Genomic DNA, 18,078 nt, shown 5'->3' with positions numbered 1-18,078 from the left:
ATTCGGTTGATGGGCGACGCGCAGGACATCGAGGAGATCAAGCAGCTCAAGGCGCGCTACTGCCGGCTACTCGACACCAAGGACTGGCCTGGGTGGCGCGCGCTGTTCACCGATGACTTCCTCAGTGACACCTCGGCGTCCGGCGGCAAGGTCATCCGTGGCGCCGACGACTTCGTCGCCTTCACCCGCCGGAGCCTGCGCGCGCAGCCCACCGTGCACCAGGTGCACGCGCCCGAGATCGAATTGACCTCGCCCACCACCGCGCGCGGGGTGTGGGCGCTCGAGGACGTGGTGCGGTTCGGTCCCGGCGTCAATCTGCGCGGCTACGGCCACTACACCGAGACCTACGAGAAGACCGCCGACGGTTGGCGGATCAGCACCTCCACCCTGACCCGGTTGCGCGAGGACATCTTCAACGGAGTTGTCGCGGTGTACCTGTCGCCTCGCCTACGCACGATGCTGATGAAGATGGCCGGCCGGGTGACCCGATGACGGTCCGGTACGACGAGGCGCTGCGCGAGCGCATCCGCGGTCACCTCGCCGGGCACGAACGCCGTGCGGTCTCGGATCCGAGCAAGCGGCAGGCCGCTGTGGCGGTGGTCCTGGTCGACTCGCAGACCGGCGAGGACCGGGTCGACCCGGCGCCCGTCGACGACTGGATTGCCGGCCGGCCGATGGAGGCCGGATTGGACGGGCGGATGGTCGACGTGTCGGGCGGTGCGGCATTCCTCCTGTGCCGCAGAGCCTCCCGGCTGAGCACCCACGCCGCCCAGTGGGCACTGCCCGGTGGCCGGCTCGATCCCGGTGAGAGTGCGGTCGACGCGGCGTTGCGGGAACTGCACGAGGAGGTCGGTGTCGGATTGCCCGAGTCGACGGTACTCGGATTGCTCGACGACTATCCGACTCGCTCGGGCTACGTGATCACCCCGGTGGTGATCTGGGGCGGTGGCCGGCTCGAACTGCGGCCCGCCCCCGACGAGGTGGTTGCGGTCTACCGGGTCGGTCTGCACCAGCTGCTGCGGGCGGACTCCCCTCGCTACATCACCATCGCCGAAAGCCCGCGCCCCGTCGTCCAGATCCCGTTGGGCAACGATCTGATCCACGCGCCGACCGGCGCGGTGCTCCTGCAGATGAGGTGGCTGGGGCTCGAGGGCCGCTCCGACCGGGTCGACGAACTCGAACAGCCGGTGTTCGCCTGGCGGTGACCACCCGGCGATCCGTTAGATTTCCGGATGTGGAGCAGCGCAACACCGAGAGACTCGCAGAAACCCTGGGCCGGCTCGCCCTGGAGATGCAGTCGCAGTCCAGCACCGAGGCGACCCTCAAGACCATCATCTCCGCAGCGGTACTGCTCCTGCCGGAGGCGAGCTGGGCGGGTATCTCGCTGATCGAGAACCAGCAGGTCAAGCCGGCGATACCGGCCGACCCGGTGGCCGAGGAACTCGACCGGCTGCAGACCGAACTGGGCGAGGGGCCGATGTTCGACGCGCTGCACCAGCACCACACCGTGCACGTCGGGGATCTGGGGCAGGAATCCCGGTGGCCGATGTTCGTCTCGACCGCCAGGGAGCGTGGCGTGCGCGCAATGCTGTCCTTCCGGTTGTTCACCAACGCACGAAGTCTCGGCGCTCTCAACGTCTACGGATCCGAGCCGGGCGTGTTCTCCGACGAATCCGTCACCGTCGGAGAACTCCTCGCCCAGCACGCCGCGGTGGCACTCGCGGGCGCCAACGCGGCCGAGCAGTTCGAGGTGGCACTGGCCAGCCGCGACATCATCGGCCAGGCCAAGGGCATCCTCATGCACCGCGACAACCTGTCCGGCATGCAGGCCTTCGCCACGCTCACCCGCGCGTCGCAGGAGACCAACATCAAACTGGTCGAGGTGGCGCGGTGGCTGGTCGGCGAGCACGAGAAGAAGGTGTCGACTTCGGCCCCCTGACGTCCGCCGTCCCGTTACGATACGGCGCGTAGCGTTATTGTGCCGAGGGAGAGGACGCTTCATGCGGAACCGTTATGCCGGGACTCCTTTCACCACTCCCACAGCGGAGATCGCCGCAGCGCTCGCGGAGGTGAGCGTGCCCACCCTGGTGCTCAGTCTGGTGCACATCACCGGTGACCCGCGCTACCTCGACGAGTTCACCCAGGCCGGACTGTTCCTCAACGAGATCCAGGGCTTCATGAGCGAGGAGGACAAGGCCAGGGCCCGGGCCGTCGCCCTCGACGTGATCACCGACTACCGCGATCGCGGCTGCCCGGAACCGGCGCCGCTGAGCCCCGACCTCATCCGGCGGATGATGGACTGGGCCGCCTGCGAACCAGTGGGTGAGGAGTACCTGCCGCTGCTCGGTGAGGAACTCGACCTCGACGGCGCCGACCCGCGCAGACCGGATCCGGTCGAACCGTCGGCCGCGGCCGACTGCCCGGTCCTGGTGATCGGCTGTGGCGAGTCCGGGCTGCTCGCCGCCATCCGCCTGCGACAGGCCGGGCTGCCGTTCACCGTAGTGGAGAAGAACGCCGGGCCGGGCGGAACATGGTGGGAGAACACCTATCCCGGTGCACGGGTGGACGTGGCCAACCATTTCTACTGCTACAGCTTCGAGCCGAACAACGCATGGGAACACTACTTCGCCGAGCAACCCGAACTGCGGCGCTATTTCACCGACGTGATGGACAAGTACGGCATCGCCGAACACGTCCGCTGGCGGACGGAGGTGACCGCGGCCGACTGGGATGACGTGTCCGGCCGGTGGCGGGTGACGGTACGCGGGCCCGACGGCACCACCGATGAGCTGTCCGCACGGGCAGTCATCACTGCCGTCGGTCAGCTCAACCGCCCGTTCGTCCCGGACATCCCGGGAGCAGCCACTTTCGGCGGACCCGCTTTCCACTCGGCGGCCTGGGACCCGGGCGTGGACCTCACCGGGCGGCGCGTCGCGCTGATCGGGGCGGGTGCCAGCGGATTCCAGATCGCACCCGCGATCGCCGACGACGTCGAGCAGCTCACGATCTTCCAGCGCACCGCACAGTGGATGTTCCCCAACCCGATGTACCACGACCGGGTCGGCGCCGGCGTCCGCTGGGCGATGGAACACCTGCCGTTCTACAGTCGCTGGTACCGATTCCTGGTGCTGTGGCCCGGCGCCGACAAAGGGCTGGACGCCGCACTGGTCGACCCGGCCTACGCGGCGCAGGACCACGCCGTCAGCGAGATGAACGCCATGGCGCGGATGATGTTCACCGAGTGGATCACCAGCCAGGTCGGCGACGACACCGAACTGCTGGCCAAGGTGCTGCCCGACTATCCGGCGACCGGCAAGCGCACCCTGCAGGACAACGGCAGCTGGATCCGCACGCTGCGGCGCGACGATGTCGAGCTGATCCGTACGCCGATCGAACGGATCACCCCGACCGGCGTCGTGAGCGACGGAAGAGAGCACCCCGCCGACATCGTGGTGTATGCCACCGGGTTTCGGGCCACCGAGGTGCTCGCACCGATGAACATCACCGGCCGCGACGGCGCGGACCTACGCCAGGTGTGGGGCGAACGCCCGTATGCCTACCGGGGCATCACCGTCCCCGGTTTCCCCAACCTGTTCCTGACCTACGGCCCGGGCACCCATCTGGCCCACGGCGGCAGCCTCATCTTCAATTCCGAACTCCAGATGCGCTACATCGGCCAGTGCCTGGCCCGGCTGGCCGACGGACTGCACTCGATGGAACCGACGCCGGAGGCCACCGAGCGGTGGCGCGACGCATCCCAGCACGCGATCCGGCAGACGGTGTGGGCCCATCCTTCGATCCGGCACTCCTACTTCAAGAACTCGCTCGGCGAGATCCACACCGTGAGTCCGTGGAAGCTGCCGGAATACCACAGCGCGGTGCGCGAACCGGATTGGGACGATTACACGACAAGGGAATTGAGTCGACATGCGTAGCGTGGTCATCGACACCCCGGCGGCGGTGCGGATCGAACAACGGCCCGACCCGCAGCTGCCGGGACCCGACGGTGCGGTCGTGGCAGTAACCGCGAGCGGCATCTGCGGTTCGGATCTGCACTTCTACGACGGGGACTACCCGATCCTGGAACCGGTCGCCCTGGGCCACGAAGCCGTGGGCACGGTCGTCGAGGTCGGAACCGACGTGTACACGGTGCGTCGCGGGGACCGGGTCATGGTGTCCTCGGTGGCCGGCTGCGGACACTGCGGGGGCTGCGCCACCCTCGATCCCATCCGGTGCCACTCCGGTCCACGGATCTTCGGCACCGGAGCGCTCGGCGGAGCGCAGTCCGACCTGCTGGCGGTGCCGGCCGCCGACTTCCAGCTGCGCGCGGTGCCCGAGGACATCGACGATGAGCAGGCGGTGCTGCTCACCGACAACCTGGCCACCGGTTGGGCCGCCGTGCAGCGGGCCGACGTGCCCCCCGGCGGTACGGTGGCCGTGATCGGCCTTGGTGCAGTGGGCCTGTGCGCGGTGCGCAGCGCCCTGACCCTCGGTGCGGCAACGGTTCTCGCCGTCGACCCGGTGGTGCAGCGCCGGGAGCGGGCGGCGGCCATGGGCGCCATCCCCGCCGCGCCCTCGGCGACCCAGGCGGCCATGGAGCTGACCGGCGGTCTCGGTGTCGACGCGGTGATCGATGCCGTCGGATCAGACGCATCGATGTCCGACGCGCTGACCGCCGTCCGGGCCGGCGGCACGGTGTCGGTCGTCGGCGTCCACGATCTGCAGCCGTTCCCGTTCCCTGCGACGCTGGCCCTGGTGCGCAGCGTTACGTTGCGGATGACCACCGCACCGGTGCAGCAGACCTGGCCGCAATTGATTCCGTTGTTGCAGTCGGGACGGCTCTCGGTGAACGGCATCTTCACCACCGAACTACCACTCGACCGCGCCGCCGACGGATATGCCGCGGTGGCCGCCCGCTCGGGCGATGTCGTCAAAGTGCTGCTGAGAACCTAGGAGGGTGGGCCGATGGCCGGAATCGTCGTGACCGGCGGAGCGTCGGGTATCGGACGGGCCAGCGCGGAGGCGCTGATCGCCGATGGGCGCCAGGTGATGCTGTGGGACATCGCGGACGAGGTGAGCGCTGTCGGCCGGACACTGGGGGTGCCGGCCGCGGTCGTCGACGTCTGCGACGGTGCCCAGATCGCCGCGGCGACCGCCGCTGCCGCCGAAGCGATGGCCGGGATCGACGGTCTGGTGCACGCGGCCGGGCGGGTGATTCCGGAACCGGTGGGCGCCTTCACCGAGGAGACCTGGGATGCGGTGCTCGACGTGAACCTGCGCGCCCAGGCGCTCATCTCCCAGTTGATGCTGCCGCATCTGCAGGAGGCAGCCCGCAGCGGAGGGCGCCCCGCCATCGTCGGTATCTCCAGTATCGAAGGCTTGCAAGCCAATCCGTTCATTCCCGCCTACTGCGCTTCCAAGGCTGGACTGCTCGGCCTGACCCGGTCGATGGCCGCGCAACTCGGGCCGGAGGGAATCCGCGTGAACGCCGTGTGCCCGGGCTTCATCCAGACGCCGATGTTGCAGATCGCCCTCGACGTCGAAGAGGTACGAGACGGTTTCATCGCCGCCGCCCCGTTGGGACGGCTGGGACAACCCGAGGACATCGGCGCGGCGGTCGCATTCCTGATGTCGGACAGGGCGTCATTCATCACCGGGTCGCATCTGGTGGTCGACGGCGGGGTGACCTGCCGGCATCCCTGAGGGCTCAATGTTGATGGTCGTGTGGATGGTGGTGCGGGCGGGCGCCGCCCTCACCTCGCCGGCGGGCCTGTTCGCCCTCGCGGATCAACCGCAGCTGCTCGTCGGTGCCGCGCCCGGCCAGCAGCGGCTGTGCCGGATCCCAGGTGGTGCCGTCCGCGGCGTCCTTGCGACGCCGTGCGATCGCCGAGATGACCTCCAGCACCACCCGGTTACCCAACAGCGCGGTGATATCGGCGTGATCGTAAGGGGGTGCGACCTCGACCACGTCCACGCCGAGTACCGGCAGCTCGTAACAGATTCGGCGAACGGCGTCGAGCAGCTGACGCGCAGAGAACCCGCCGGGTTCGGGTGTGCCGGTGCCGGGCGCATGTCCCGGATCGCATACGTCGATGTCCACCGACAGGAAGACGCCCTCGCAGTCGTCGGTGGCGATGCCGAACGCTTCGGTCAGACACGGCTCCAGACCGCGGGCCACGATCTCGGTCATCTCGTAGGACCGCAGCCCCTGGGCCGCCATCCACTGCAGCACCGGCTCGTCGGGCCAGTATCCGCGCAGCCCCAGCTGCAGGAATCGGTCGCCGCGCAATGCGCCGGATTCGATGAGCCGGCGCATCGGCAGCCCGTGGCCGACCAGCGATCCCAGGTGGATGTCGCCGGTGTCGGCGTGCGCATCGAAGTGGATCATCGACACCTTGCCGAATCCGTGGTGGCGAGCGACGCCGGTGTGATCCGGCCAGGCGATGGTGTGGTCGCCGCCCAGGACCACGGGAATCGCCCCGGCTGAGGCGATTTTGAAGACATCCTCTTCGATCAGCCGCACCGCCTGTTCGACGTCGCCGCTGTAGAGCGTGACGTCCCCCGCGTCGTAGACCCGCAGGTCGGTCAACCCGTCCACCCGCAACGCGAGGCTGGGCCGCGATCCGTTCTGGGGGAGATAGCAGGCCTGCCGCAGGGCCGACGGGCCGAAACGAGTGCCCGAACGGTAGGTGGTGCCGCCGTCGAGGGGCGCACCCAGGATCACGATGTCCGCGTCGGCGTAGGTGGCCGGGTCGTCCAGATCGCAGCGGGGAACACCGAGGAAGGTGATGTCCGGCCCGAATCCGCTGCCTGCCATTATGTTCCGCCTTCGTTGTGCAGTGAGGTGACCGCCCGGAACGCATGCCGGATGGTGGCGCGGATGCGCCGCTTGTCGACCGGGCCCAGCGGCCGGTAGAGGTTGTCGATCTCGAGCCCGGCCATGACGGCCATGACGGTGCGGGAATCCAGTTCGGGATGATGGGAGCCCAGATCCCGGAACAGTCGGCTCAACGCCGGCACCATCGCCGCGTACCAGGACTCGAACATGGGGCGTAACCGCTCGTCGCGACTGGCCTCGGTGACCAACTCGTAACGGGCCACGATCGCACCCTGCGGAGAGTCGAACCCACCGAGGATGAGGTCGGCGAACAGATCGGCGATCCGCTCGGTCGGCATCGCCGAGTCGAGCTGCTCGGCGGTGTGGACGACGCGTTCGATCTCACGTTCGGAGAGCTGCTGGAACGCCTGAGCGACGAGATCCGCCTTGTCGGTGAAGTAGTAGCTCAGCGCGCCGAGCGGAATCCCGGCCTGCTGGGCCACGACGCGCATCGACAGGCCGGCCAGTCCGACCTTGGCCATGACCTCCACCGCCGCGTCGATGATCTCGGTGCGGCGTTGCGCCCCCCGTGCGGTGTTGCCGGTGGGCCGGGCCGGGCTGCCGAGTCCGGCTCTCACGATTGGAAGGTCAACGTGGAGAAGTCGGTGTCCCACATCCATGCCGGCTGACTCGACCAGCCCGAGTAGCCTTTGCGCGCGGCGACCGTGTTGTGCAGATCGGACAGGTTCACCCAGCACAGCGAATCCCGGTACGCCTTGGCCGCCTCGACGTACAGAGCCTGCGAGCGGGCCGGGTCCGGCTCAGCGCTGCCCTCGTCGAGCAACGTGTCCGCTTCCGGAACCGAACAACCCTGCAGGTTCACCGGGGCGTTGGTGTAGTTGTAGATGCGCGACCACGTATCCGGATGTGCCGCATCGGGATTGAACGATGCCAGCATCAGGTCCGGACGCTGGTCGGGGTTCTCGACGAGGGCGAAGAACTGGGCCAGCGGGAAGTCGCGCACCGTCGAGGTCAGACCGGCCTGTTGCAGGACGACCTGGAGCTGGTTGGCCAGATCCTGCAGTGAGCTGTCACCGGACGGGTATCCGATCTCGACGGCACCGCCGTTCTTTCCCAGCGTCGAGAGCTTCGACGGGTCGTAGGCAGGCCGGTCGGGGGCAGCGCCGTCGGGCATCATCCCGGTGGGGTAGAACTGCGTCGAGGGGGAGCCCTGGTCGCCGAAGACGGTGGTGGTCAGGGCGGTCGCGTCGAGTCCGGCGCTGAGCGCTTCGCGCGCCGGGCGGGGGCCGAACACCGCCGAATCGGGATTGACCATGACCATCGCCTTGACCAAGGCATCATGTTGCAGGACTTCGGTGTTCGCGCCCTGGGCGACCGCCTGGTAGTCACCCTTGGAGAAGCCGTGCAGGACCATGTCCAGTTGGCCGGATTCCAGCTGTAGCCGTTGCACCGCTGTTGCCGCGATGACCGGAAGGGTGATGGTGGTGATCTGTGGCGCCGCACCCCAGTAGTGCGGATTCGTCGTGAGGGTGTAGTGGTCGGCCGCGACCGCCTCACTGAGCATGTAGGGACCGGTGCCCGCGGTATGGGCGGCCAGCCAGCCGGTGGCCCGGTCTCCGCCGACGGCGTTCTGCGCCACCGCGGTCGGGCTGGTCATCAGCGGTCCGTACGGCGAGGCGAGGTAGTCGAGGAACGGTGCGACTGGCTTTGCGAGGGTGACCTCGAACGTCCGCGGATCCGGGGTCGCCATCCCGGTGACCTCTGCCAGCATGTAGGACGGCCCGGCGGCCATGTCGATGCGTCGCTGGAAGCTGGCCTTCGCGGCGTCGGCGTCGAACGGTGTGCCGTCGGAGAACTTCACGCCGTCACGGAGATGGAAGGTGTAGCGCAGGCCGTCGGGTGACACGGTCCAGCGATCCGCCAGCAGGCCTTCCACTTTGGTCGAGTTCGGTGCGTAGCGCAGCAGTCCCTGGTACGCCGAGGTCATGATCAGCAGACCCTCGGGTTGGTAAAACGTGTCGGGATCCAGGGGTGGGGGATCACTCATCAACGGGGTGCGGATGGTCGAGGCCAGCGCGGCGTCGTCCGTCGGGGCGTTGCTCCCACCCGAACAGGCGGTGCCCGCGACGAGCAGTGTGGCGATGGCCAGGCTGGCGAACGACTTTCGTGACATTCTCGAAGCTCCTGCGATCGAATGTGTTTCGCCGAGTTTCGAGCCACTGCGTTTCGGTCGTGTGACACGACAGTTACCAGTTTGTACGAACGTCCAAGTTTTGTACGACTGACCTAGAAAGTGCGGTCCGGCCGCCATAAGCTGCGGCGCAGCATCCGCTGACCGAGAGGACCGCCACCATGTCAACCACGCTGCCCACCGCGTTCGATCTCACCGGTCAGGTGGCGCTGGTCACCGGATCGAGCAGCGACATCGGGATCGGCTTCGCCAGCGCCCGCCTACTCGGCCGGCTGGGTGCGGCCGTGATGGTCACCGGCACCACCGACCGGGTTGCCGCCCGGGCCGAGGAGCTGCAGGCCGAGGGAATCTCGGCCGATTGGCATGTGGCCGACCTGTTCTCCCCGGACGAAGCGCGCGAACTCGTCGAAGCCACGGTCGCCTCATTCGGCCGGCTCGACATCCTGGTCAACAACGCCGGACTGGCCTCGGTCAACAGTCCCGAACAGCCCAACGTCATCACCGTGATGACCGACGACGAATGGTCACTTGCGTTGCGGCGCAACCTGGACAGCGCCTTCTTCGTCACCCGGGCGGCGCTGCCCGGGATGGTCGAGCGGGGATACGGACGCATCGTCAACGTCGGCTCGACCGCCGGAGTACTGACCGCCTACACCGGCGACGTCGGATACCACACCGCCAAGGCCGCCATGCTGGGGATGACCCGTTCGGTCGCCGTGGATTTCGCCGCCAACGGCGTGACCGCCAACCTCGTGGTGCCCGGTTGGATCGCCACCGCGGCGCAGTTGCCCTCGGAGATCGAGGCCGGCAACGCCACACCGATCGGGCGGTCGGCGAGCGCCGACGAGGTCGCGGCCGGGGTGGCGTTCCTCGCCTCGCCCGGCGCCTCCTACGTCACCGGGACGACACTGGCCATCGACGGCGCCAACTCGATCTCCTGAGGCATCCCCCGGCGCGGGTACCGTCGGTCGATGACCGAAGATCCCGCCGCCCCGCCGGCCCTGGTGGTGGAGAACGCGGCCCCGCGGTTCCGCCGGCGGCGGCGATGGCGACGCACCGCGATCGTCTCGACCGTTCTGTTGCTGTTGTTCGGGGTGCCGTGCGTGACCCTGCTGTGGGTGGGCCGGCCCTGGCCCACCCCGGTGGCAGTGGCCGGCACGGCGATATTCGTAGCCGCGTTCGCCGCGCTGCCGACCCTGATGGCGTTCGGGCACGGTCGCCGCCACCGTGACCGGCCGGCCGCACTCGGCGACGCGTTGCTCGGCGTCGCCTGGGTGCTGTTCGTCTGGTCCGTACTCGGGCAGGCGCTGCGGGTGGTGCTGGCCCTGGCCGGGGTGGCCGATCCACTGCGGTCGCGGCTGGTGGTGGTCGCCGTCGTCGCGGTCGCCGCCGCGCTGCTGGTCTGGGGCTACACCGAGGCGATGCGGATCCCTCGGGTCAAGCGCCTCGACGTCGGCATCGCCGGACTCGGCCGCGGGCTCGACGGGCTGCGCGTGGTGATGGTCACCGACACCCACTACGGCCCCATCGACCGGGCGCGGTGGTCGGCCGGGGTGGTGGCGCGCGTCAACGAACTCGATGCCGACGTCGTGTGCCACGTCGGCGACATCGCCGACGGAACCGCCGCGATGCGCGAACCGCAGGCTCGACCGCTGGCGGACGTCCGTGCCCGTTCGGCGCGCGTGTACGTCACCGGCAACCACGAGTACTTCAGCGAAGCGCAGGGTTGGCTGGACTACATGCAGGGCATCGGATGGGACGCGCTGCACAACCGGCATATCGTCGTACGGCGCGGTGGCGACCGGCTCGTGGTGGCCGGTGTCGACGATGCCACCGCGCGGTCGTCCGGGGTGCGTGGACACGGAGCGAACATCGAGGCGGCCCTGGCCGGCGCCGACCGAGCCCTGCCGGTACTGCTGCTGGCCCATCAGCCCAAGCAGGTGCGCGCAGCGGTGTCCGCCGGGGTCGATCTGCAGATCTCCGGGCACACCCACGGCGGCCAGATCTGGCCTTTCCACGTGCTGGTGCGACTGGAGCAGCCGGTGGTGCGTGGTCTGAGCCGGCACGGTGAACGAACCCAGCTCTACACCAGCCGCGGCACCGGCTTCTGGGGCCCGCCGTTTCGGGTGTTCGCACCCAGTGAGATCACCGTCCTGACACTGCGCCGGGCGTGACCGGCTCAGGAACTCTCCGCCGAGTGGATCGCCGCCCGGACGGACTGCTGGGACGCGGTGCCGGAGACGAACAGCAGCTCGTCGCCGATCTCGAGGACGAGATCGGCCTGCGGCCGCAGCACGGTGCCCCGCCGCACCAGGGTCACCAGCGCGGTGTCGGTCGGCAGATCGAGATCGCCCAGGCGCGCTCCGACGATCGGGTTGTCCGCCGGCAGCGTCACCTTGGTCAGATCGGCCTTGCCTTCGCGCAGCCCCATCAGCCGTACGAGGTGGCCGACGTCGATCGCCCCTTCGACACCGGCCACCAGCGCGCCGGGCGTCGACACCGCTACGTCGATGCCCCACGCCTGGCTGAACAGCCATTCGTTGCGGACGTCGTTGATCCGGGCGACCACCCGGGGCACCCCGAATTCGGTCTTGGCGAGCAGCCCGACCACCAGGTTCGACTTGTCGTCCCCGGTCGCCGCGATCAGCACGTCGCAGGTCTGGACGCCCGCCTCCTCGAGCGCGGACAGCTCGCAGGCGTCGGCGTTGAGCCAATCGGCCGCCGCGACGGTCTGCGGTTCGAATCGGCGCCATTCGCGCTCGATCAGCAGGATCTTGTGGCCGTAGTCGAGCAATTCCCGCGCGACCGACCGGCCGACGTTCCCGGCGCCGGCGATGCCGATCCGCATTCTGCGCTCCGCCATCGCCCCATCTTGTCGCATCGGCTGATTTACTTCTGGCAGTGAGTTTGCACGAGCTCTACCTGACGCTGCTGATCGGCGGCCTGGTGCTGTTGGCCAGCATCGTCGGTACCCGGGTGGCCAACGGCATCGGCTTTCCCAGTCTGATCCTGTTTCTGCTGGTGGGCGTCGCGCTCGGGGAGGACGGGCTGGGCCTGCCGTTCGACGACGTGGAGCTGGCCCGCAACGTCTGCACGGCCGGGCTGGCCGTGATCCTGGTCGAAGGCGGCCTCACGACGAAGTTCGCCGACATCAGGAAGGTGCTGGCGCCGGCGGGCGCGCTGGCCACCGTGGGCATCGTGACGAGCACGCTGGTGACCGCCGCCGGCGCGCACCTGCTCCTGAAGATGGACTGGCAGTTGGCCCTGCTGCTCGGGGCGATCGTCTCCTCGACCGACGCCGCGGCCGTGTTCTCGGTGCTGCGGGTGCTCCCGTTGCCCCGCCGCCTGGCCGGTCTGCTCGAGGCGGAGTCCGGGTTCAACGATGCGCCGGCCGTGATCCTCGTTCTGATGTTCAGCGCGGTGCCTTTCGACTTCGACCCCGAGGGCGCGGTCACCGACGTCGTGTTCGAACTGCTCGTCGGGGCCGCGATCGGGCTGGGGATCGGATACCTCGGGGCGCTGGCCCTGCGCCGGATCGCGCTGCCCGCCTCGGGTCTCTATCCGATCGCCACCTTCGGGCTCGGCCTGGTCGCGTTCGCGGCCGCGGGCACGATCCACGCCAGCGGCTTCATCGCCGCCTATCTGGCCGCGGTGGTGCTGGCGAACTCGGGACTGCCACACCGGGCGGCGACCCGGTCCTTTGCCGAGGGGCTCGGCTGGTTGGCGCAGATCGGCCTGTTCGTCGTTCTTGGGTTGCTGGTCGACCCGAGTGAACTGGCCGCCGACGTGGTGCCGGCCGTCGTCATCGGCCTGGTGCTGCTGCTGGCGGCCCGCCCGCTGTCGGTGGTGGTGTCGTTGATCGGGTTCACCATCCCCTGGCGCGAACAGACCTTCCTCTCGTGGGCGGGGTTGCGCGGGGCGGTGCCGATCGTGCTGGCCACCTTCCCGATCGTCGAGGGCGTGGCCGGCAGCTCACGGTTACTCAACATCGTGTTCCTGCTCGTGCTGGTCTTCACGCTCGTGCAGGGCCCCAGCCTGCGCCCGCTGGCGCGGGCGTTGGGTCTGATCTCCCGGGAATCGGCGCGCGAGCTCCAGGTCGAGGCCGCACCCCTGGACGTCCTCGACGCCGAGCTGCTGACCCTCACGGTGCAGCCGGAGTCGCGATTGCACAACGTGATGATCGTCGAGCTGCGGCTGCCCGACCCCGCCGTGATCACTCTGATCATCCGAGCTGGGCACACCTTCGTGCCGCTACCCGACACCCGGATCGCGACCGGCGACGAACTGCTCATCGTCACCACCAGCAGGACCCGGGCCGCCACCGAAGCCCGGCTGCGCGCGGTGAGCCGGCGCGGCAAACTCGCGTACTGGTTCGACGAGTACGGCGACGCGGACTAGCGCACGAGGGGACCGGGCTTGTCGGACCCGTGTGCTGTGCTGGTGATATGTCCTCGGCGGCAGTGTCTTTGGTTGATCGGATGCGTCCGAAAGATCGGTTGGAGGTGTTGTTCGGGGAGTTGGCGCAGTTGTGTGGTCAGCGCAATGCCATCGATGGGCGGATCGTGGAGATCGCCGCGCAGATCGAGGGTGGCGGGTTGGCGGGGATGACCGGGGCGCGGTCGGTGGCGGCGTTGATGGCGTGGAAGACCGGGGTGTCGCCGCGTAATGCGGAAACGTTGGTGGCGGTCGCGCGTCGGGCGGAGCAGTTTCCGCGGTGTGTGGCTGGTCTGCGGGAGGGGCGGCTGTCGTTGGATCAGGTCGGGGTGATCGCCGAGAACGCCACTGAGGGCTCTGATGCGCATTATGCGCAGCTGGCCGAGAGCGCGACGGTGACCCAGCTGCGCACTGCGGTGAAACTCGAAGCCCGACCCGCACCCGAATCGGTGCCGCCGCGCGGGCCGTCGGTCACCACACACGATGACGGCGACTACACCACCTGGAAGATCCGGCTCGACAGGCTGGGGGCTGCGGCGTTCGAGGCGGCGCTGCAGTCCCACCGCGACGCGCTGATCGCCGACCACGATCCCGAGCAGGCGCGCCCGTTCCCGACCACGCTGGATGCGTTCACCGCCCTGGTGGAGGCCGGCTGGGACGCCGAGGCGGTGCGCCGCCCGCACGGCCACCGCACCACGGTGGTCATGCACCTTGATGTCGAGCAGCGCGTCGGGGCGCTGCATCTGGGGCCGCTGCTGAGTGAGGCTGAGCGCCGGTTCCTGTTGTGCGACGCCACCTTTGAGGCGTGGTTTCACCGTGACGGGAAGGTGATCGGGGCTGGGCGGTCCACCCGTCAGATCAGCCGCCGGTTACGCCGGGCGCTGGAGCATCGGGACCGGTGTTGCGTGGTGCCCGGCTGCGGGGCCACCCGGGGTTTGCATGCCCATCATCTGCGGCACTGGGAAGACGGCGGCCCCACCGAACTGGACAATCTGGTGCTGCTGTGCCCGTATCACCACCGGCTGCACCACGCCGGGGGCATCACCCTCACCGGTCCCGCCGACCGCCTGAGCGTGACCGATGACCAGGGCCGACCGTTGGCCCACGGATCGTTGGCCCGACCACCCACCACCGCCCCATCCGCGGTCGCCCCGTACCGGGGTCCGACCGGCGAACGCGCCGACTGGTGGTGGTACCAGCCCTTCCAGCCGAAACCACCACCGGCATCAGCCAGCTAGCGTTGGCCATTAACGACTTTCGCTGCCCGAGTCGGCGAGGTTGTCACTGCGGCCCCCGAGATCCGTTGACGGCTTGGGCCGGGCTACGCGCCGGAAAGCCTGCCGTCACCCGGACCGGGATGTTGCCCTGACGGGGCAGTCCCGTGATGGCGTCGTACTCGACGTCGGTCGGCACCAGCCGGCCCACGTTGCTGCCGCGGTCGCGCACCTCATCGTCCTCGGTGGGCAGTCCGCCGAACGCGTGGTGCATCGCGATCACATCCGGTCGCAGGGTGTCATCGGGCTCGACCACGCTCGGGATGCTGTCGTGCGGAGAGGTCACGGTCACCACGGTGCCGGCCGCCAGCCCCAGGGCGGCGATCGCGTCCGGATGCATATAGGCCGGGTTGTACGCCTTACCGCGGTTGAGCACGGACAGGTTGGTGCCCGACGAATTCATGAAGTTGTTGTGCCGGCGGGGGATCAACCGGAGCGGGTACGTCGAATCGTCTCGGGCGGAGGCGAAGTCCTCGGCGCGAACATCCACTAGCTCGGTGAGCAGGTGGGCGTTGCCGACGTCCAGCCGCGCCGAGCAGTCCGGGTCACGCTCCTGCACGCGCGCCTCGACGTCGAAGATGTGGCCGTGCGGGTGACGTCGCACCTCGTCGAGTGGGATACGCGACGTCGCGCACATCTGCGCGAACAGTTCCTCGGTGGTGAAATCGCTGTCGCCGTTGATGTTCAGCACGATCGGCGGGGACTCCATGAAGCGGCCGCCACCACCACCGAAGAAGTTGACGAACCAGAGGTCGAGGTTCATCCGTTTGGTCAGCCCGAGGAAGAACCGCCACTCCTCGGTCAGATCGGACCCGGCCGGCGGATCCACGACGCGGTCGACGTACTGGGCGTACGGTGCCGGGATGCCCGTGCCGCTGGTGTAGTACTTGATCAGCTCGCTGCCCATCGTCATCGCCGGCGTCTCCATCTGCATCATCGGCGCGATGACGTAGTCGGCGAGTCGCGAGGTCAGCGACATCTCGGTGTCCAGGGTCACGAGCAGTTCGAGAGCCTCCAAAGCGCGCAACGTCTTCCGCTGGTCCGGCCAAGCCGCCATCGGATTGCCGCCGACGCAGATCAGCGCCCGAACCTGACCGTCGCCCTCGAGCAGGATCTCGTCGGCCAGCGCCGCGGTCGGCATGCCCGCCACGGTGTCGGTCAGCCCGCGCACCCGCAGCTTCTCGCCGTACCCCCATCCCTGGTACGGCGGATGTGCCTGCGCTTTGGCGGTGAATGCGGGCATCAGGGTATTCGGGCGGGTGACCCGCCGCCCGGCGCGCTGCCACCGGCCGCAGATGGTGGTCAGGCACAGACAGAGGTATTCGAGCAGGTTGCCGTGCATCGCGAAGTTGGCCCCGGTGCCCGCGTTGACCATGCCCGGGCGCTCGCCATAGGTGGCGAACAGGCGCGTGGCAGCGATGAACTGCTCGACCGGAATGTCGGCGCGCTCGGCGACGTAATCCGGGGTGAAGCCGGCCACCGCGGTGGCCAGTGCGTCGAATCCGGCGACGTGCTCGGCCAGAAAGTCCTCGTCGCAGAGTCTTTCGGTGATGATCAGGTTGATCATGCCCGCGACGATGGTGACGTCCTCACCCGGGCGCGGCTGCAGGTGGATCGCCGCGCGCGCCGCCGTCTGGGACCGGCGCGGGTCGATGACGATGAGTTTCATGCCGCGGGTGATGGCCGACCGCAGATTTTGCGCGGGATTCTGGCCCGGGATGCCGATCGCCTTGGACACCAGGGGATTGGTGCCGATGAGCAGCCAGCTGTCGGCGTCGGCAAAGGGGATGTCACCGCCGAGCCAGTGACCGTGTGCGGCCAGGGCGATTTGTTTACCGGGCTGGTCGATCGTGTTCGCCGTGAAGAACATCGGTGAGTCGATACCGCGCATGAAGGCGTTGGCCATCAACGCCGATGCGGGATAGGGAAGTCCGTTGGTGCCCAGATACAGCGCCACCGAGCGTGGTCCGCGCCGGTCGATCAACTCCTGCAGCCGCGCGGCGATCTCGTCCATCGCCTGTTCGGCGCCGATGGCGGAGTGGCTACCGTCAGGGCCGCGTTTCTGGCTGTGCAGCAACCGGTCCGGGTTGTTGTGGATTTCGGGCAGCGCCCGCCCCTTCGCACAGGAGTACCCCTTGAACAGCGGATTGTCCGCATCGCCGGTGACCTTCGTCAGGGCGCCGTCGACGACGGTGGCCAGCACGCCGCAGTGCGCGGAGCAGATCCGGCAGATTCCGGGGTGCGTCGAGGGCGGAGCAGAGCTGCTGGGCACTCGCTCAGTTTTGCATCTTTGCCCGGCGAGCAGACACAGAATTGCGTGATCGGCGGTCTATTCGTGCGAATCTGCGTCTGCTCGCGGGGTTGCCGACCGGGCCCGCTTGCGCCGCTTGCCCTCGTGCATGGCAGCCACCCGGGCGACCGGGATCGTACGGCCGTGTGCGACGAGGTCTGCGGGCAGGCGCTGCGGTGCGGGCATCGCCTCAGCCCACGGGTCTCGTCCGCCCAGCGCGTCGATCGCGGTGTGCACCGTGAAATCCGACGGGCGGATCCCGTCGAGGTCCGACCAGGCGACGGGGAACGACACCGGCGTACCGGGCCGGAATCGCGGACTGTAGGCCGCCACCACGGTCGCGCCGCCGGCCCGGGTCGAGTCGACGAACACCTTGCCGCCGCGGTCGTCGACGATGAACGCGGTGGTGGCGATGCCGGGATCCAGGGCCGCCGCCCGGGCGGCCAGCGCCCGCGTCGCCGCGGCGACATCCTCGACCGGTGCGCCGTCGTCCACGGGGACGAAGACGTGCAGTCCCTTGGCCCCGCTGGTCTTGACGGCGCCGTTCAGTCCGCAGTCGGTCAGCGCCTGCCGTACCAGATGCGCCACCGCGATCACGGCTGAGAAGTCCGCACCGTCGGGCGGGTCGAGATCCAGGATCAGGTGGGTGGGCCGGTGCGTATCGGAGGCCAGACCCAGAGCCGGGTGGTATTCGACGGCGCGCTGGTTGGCCAGCCACAGCAGGGTGCGCCGGTCGTCGCACACCGGGTAGTGCACCTCGCGTTTGGAGGCGTCGGCCCAGATCGCCACCGTGCGCACCCATTCCGGGGTGTACTTCGAAGCGTTCTTCTGCATGAACGGCGCCCGGCCGCGCAGCACCCGCAGCACCGTGAGCGGCCGGTCGATGAGACCGGGCAGGATGCGGTCGGCCACCGCGTCGAGGTAGTCGACGAGATCGCGTTTGGTGGCTCCCGAATCCGGGCTCAGCTCCTGATCGAGATTGGTCAACGGCACCCCGGCGCGCTGCTCCCCGGCGCTCATGACCACCAGCGTAGGCCGGTGGCCGCTACCC

16 protein-coding genes are annotated in these 18,078 nt (G+C 68.8%); 10 read left to right on the top strand and 6 right to left on the bottom strand.

The window, feature by feature from the left end; all coding sequences use genetic code 11:
* The first annotated feature begins 9 nt into the window (after nucleotides 1-9).
* The 6 genes from ACN27E_RS17125 to ACN27E_RS17100 all read left to right on the top strand — a co-directional run bounded on the left by ACN27E_RS17125 (nucleotide 10) and on the right by ACN27E_RS17100 (nucleotide 5,703).
* Nucleotides 10-492 carry a nuclear transport factor 2 family protein gene (locus tag ACN27E_RS17125; protein ID WP_422743238.1) on the top strand — a complete coding sequence of 161 codons (483 nt, stop codon included), beginning with the start codon at nucleotides 10-12 and terminating at the stop codon, nucleotides 490-492.
* Nucleotides 489-1,205 carry an NUDIX hydrolase gene (locus tag ACN27E_RS17120; RefSeq protein WP_422743236.1) on the top strand — a complete coding sequence of 239 codons (717 nt, stop codon included), beginning with the start codon at nucleotides 489-491 and terminating at the stop codon, nucleotides 1,203-1,205. The genes ACN27E_RS17125 and ACN27E_RS17120 overlap by 4 nt, the downstream gene beginning before the upstream one ends.
* A 29-nt stretch (nucleotides 1,206-1,234) precedes the next feature.
* Nucleotides 1,235-1,939 carry a GAF and ANTAR domain-containing protein gene (locus tag ACN27E_RS17115; protein ID WP_422743234.1) on the top strand — a complete coding sequence of 235 codons (705 nt, stop codon included), beginning with the start codon at nucleotides 1,235-1,237 and terminating at the stop codon, nucleotides 1,937-1,939.
* Nucleotides 1,940-2,000: 61 nt separating this feature from the next.
* On the top strand, nucleotides 2,001-3,935 hold the full coding sequence (locus tag ACN27E_RS17110) for a flavin-containing monooxygenase (RefSeq protein WP_422743232.1): 1,935 nt from the start codon (nucleotides 2,001-2,003) through the stop codon (nucleotides 3,933-3,935).
* Complete coding sequence (locus ACN27E_RS17105) at nucleotides 3,928-4,953, top strand: zinc-binding dehydrogenase (protein ID WP_422743231.1); 1,026 nt, start codon at nucleotides 3,928-3,930, stop codon at nucleotides 4,951-4,953. The genes ACN27E_RS17110 and ACN27E_RS17105 overlap by 8 nt, the downstream gene beginning before the upstream one ends.
* Before the next feature lie 12 nt (nucleotides 4,954-4,965).
* A complete protein-coding gene (locus ACN27E_RS17100; RefSeq protein ID WP_422743229.1) occupies nucleotides 4,966-5,703 on the top strand; it encodes an SDR family NAD(P)-dependent oxidoreductase in 738 nt (245 codons plus the stop codon).
* Between the two features lie 4 nt (nucleotides 5,704-5,707).
* On the opposite strand, the gene speB is transcribed toward ACN27E_RS17100, so the two are convergent.
* The 3 genes from speB to ACN27E_RS17085 are packed head-to-tail and all read right to left on the bottom strand — an operon-like array spanning nucleotide 5,708 to nucleotide 9,011.
* Nucleotides 5,708-6,817 carry an agmatinase gene (gene speB / locus ACN27E_RS17095; protein ID WP_422743227.1) on the bottom strand — a complete coding sequence of 370 codons (1,110 nt, stop codon included), beginning with the start codon at nucleotides 6,815-6,817 and terminating at the stop codon, nucleotides 5,708-5,710.
* Nucleotides 6,817-7,455: a TetR/AcrR family transcriptional regulator gene (locus tag ACN27E_RS17090; protein WP_422743225.1), complete on the bottom strand. Its 639-nt coding sequence runs from the start codon at nucleotides 7,453-7,455 to the stop codon at nucleotides 6,817-6,819. Before ACN27E_RS17090 ends, speB begins: the two co-directional genes overlap by 1 nt.
* Complete coding sequence (locus ACN27E_RS17085; RefSeq protein WP_422743224.1) at nucleotides 7,452-9,011, bottom strand: ABC transporter substrate-binding protein; 1,560 nt, start codon at nucleotides 9,009-9,011, stop codon at nucleotides 7,452-7,454. Before ACN27E_RS17085 ends, ACN27E_RS17090 begins: the two co-directional genes overlap by 4 nt.
* A gap of 179 nt (nucleotides 9,012-9,190) precedes the next feature.
* Here ACN27E_RS17085 and ACN27E_RS17080 point away from each other — a divergent pair, with 179 nt between their 5' ends.
* Both ACN27E_RS17080 and ACN27E_RS17075 read left to right on the top strand, forming a co-directional pair.
* Nucleotides 9,191-9,970 carry an SDR family NAD(P)-dependent oxidoreductase gene (locus tag ACN27E_RS17080; RefSeq protein ID WP_422743222.1) on the top strand — a complete coding sequence of 260 codons (780 nt, stop codon included), beginning with the start codon at nucleotides 9,191-9,193 and terminating at the stop codon, nucleotides 9,968-9,970.
* 30 nt (nucleotides 9,971-10,000) lie between these two features.
* Nucleotides 10,001-11,203 (top strand): metallophosphoesterase, encoded by a 1,203-nt coding sequence (locus ACN27E_RS17075; RefSeq protein ID WP_422743221.1) that lies wholly within the window; start codon nucleotides 10,001-10,003, stop codon nucleotides 11,201-11,203.
* Nucleotides 11,204-11,208: 5 nt separating this feature from the next.
* On the opposite strand, the gene ACN27E_RS17070 is transcribed toward ACN27E_RS17075, so the two are convergent.
* Nucleotides 11,209-11,877, bottom strand: a complete 669-nt coding sequence (locus tag ACN27E_RS17070) for a potassium channel family protein (protein ID WP_422749938.1) — start codon at nucleotides 11,875-11,877, stop codon at nucleotides 11,209-11,211.
* A 53-nt stretch (nucleotides 11,878-11,930) separates the two neighbouring features.
* Here ACN27E_RS17070 and ACN27E_RS17065 point away from each other — a divergent pair, with 53 nt between their 5' ends.
* Nucleotides 11,931-13,427: a potassium/proton antiporter gene (locus tag ACN27E_RS17065; protein WP_422743219.1), complete on the top strand. Its 1,497-nt coding sequence runs from the start codon at nucleotides 11,931-11,933 to the stop codon at nucleotides 13,425-13,427.
* Between the two features lie 47 nt (nucleotides 13,428-13,474).
* On the top strand, nucleotides 13,475-14,701 hold the full coding sequence (locus tag ACN27E_RS17060) for an HNH endonuclease signature motif containing protein (RefSeq protein WP_422743218.1): 1,227 nt from the start codon (nucleotides 13,475-13,477) through the stop codon (nucleotides 14,699-14,701).
* Nucleotides 14,702-14,744: 43 nt separating this feature from the next.
* On the opposite strand, the gene ACN27E_RS17055 is transcribed toward ACN27E_RS17060, so the two are convergent.
* Nucleotides 14,745-17,009: a molybdopterin-containing oxidoreductase family protein gene (locus ACN27E_RS17055; RefSeq protein WP_422743216.1), complete on the bottom strand. Its 2,265-nt coding sequence runs from the start codon at nucleotides 17,007-17,009 to the stop codon at nucleotides 14,745-14,747.
* 57 nt (nucleotides 17,010-17,066) lie between these two features.
* A complete protein-coding gene (locus ACN27E_RS17050) occupies nucleotides 17,067-18,047 on the bottom strand; it encodes a DNA polymerase domain-containing protein (protein WP_422743214.1) in 981 nt (326 codons plus the stop codon).
* Nucleotides 18,048-18,078 lie beyond the last annotated feature (31 nt).

Source organism: Mycobacterium sp. WMMD1722 (assembly GCF_049315205.1).
Taxonomy (GTDB): Bacteria; Actinomycetota; Actinomycetes; order Mycobacteriales; family Mycobacteriaceae; genus Mycobacterium.
Note: the sequence above shows the minus strand (reverse complement) of the source record. Positions and strands in the feature narration are given on the sequence as shown.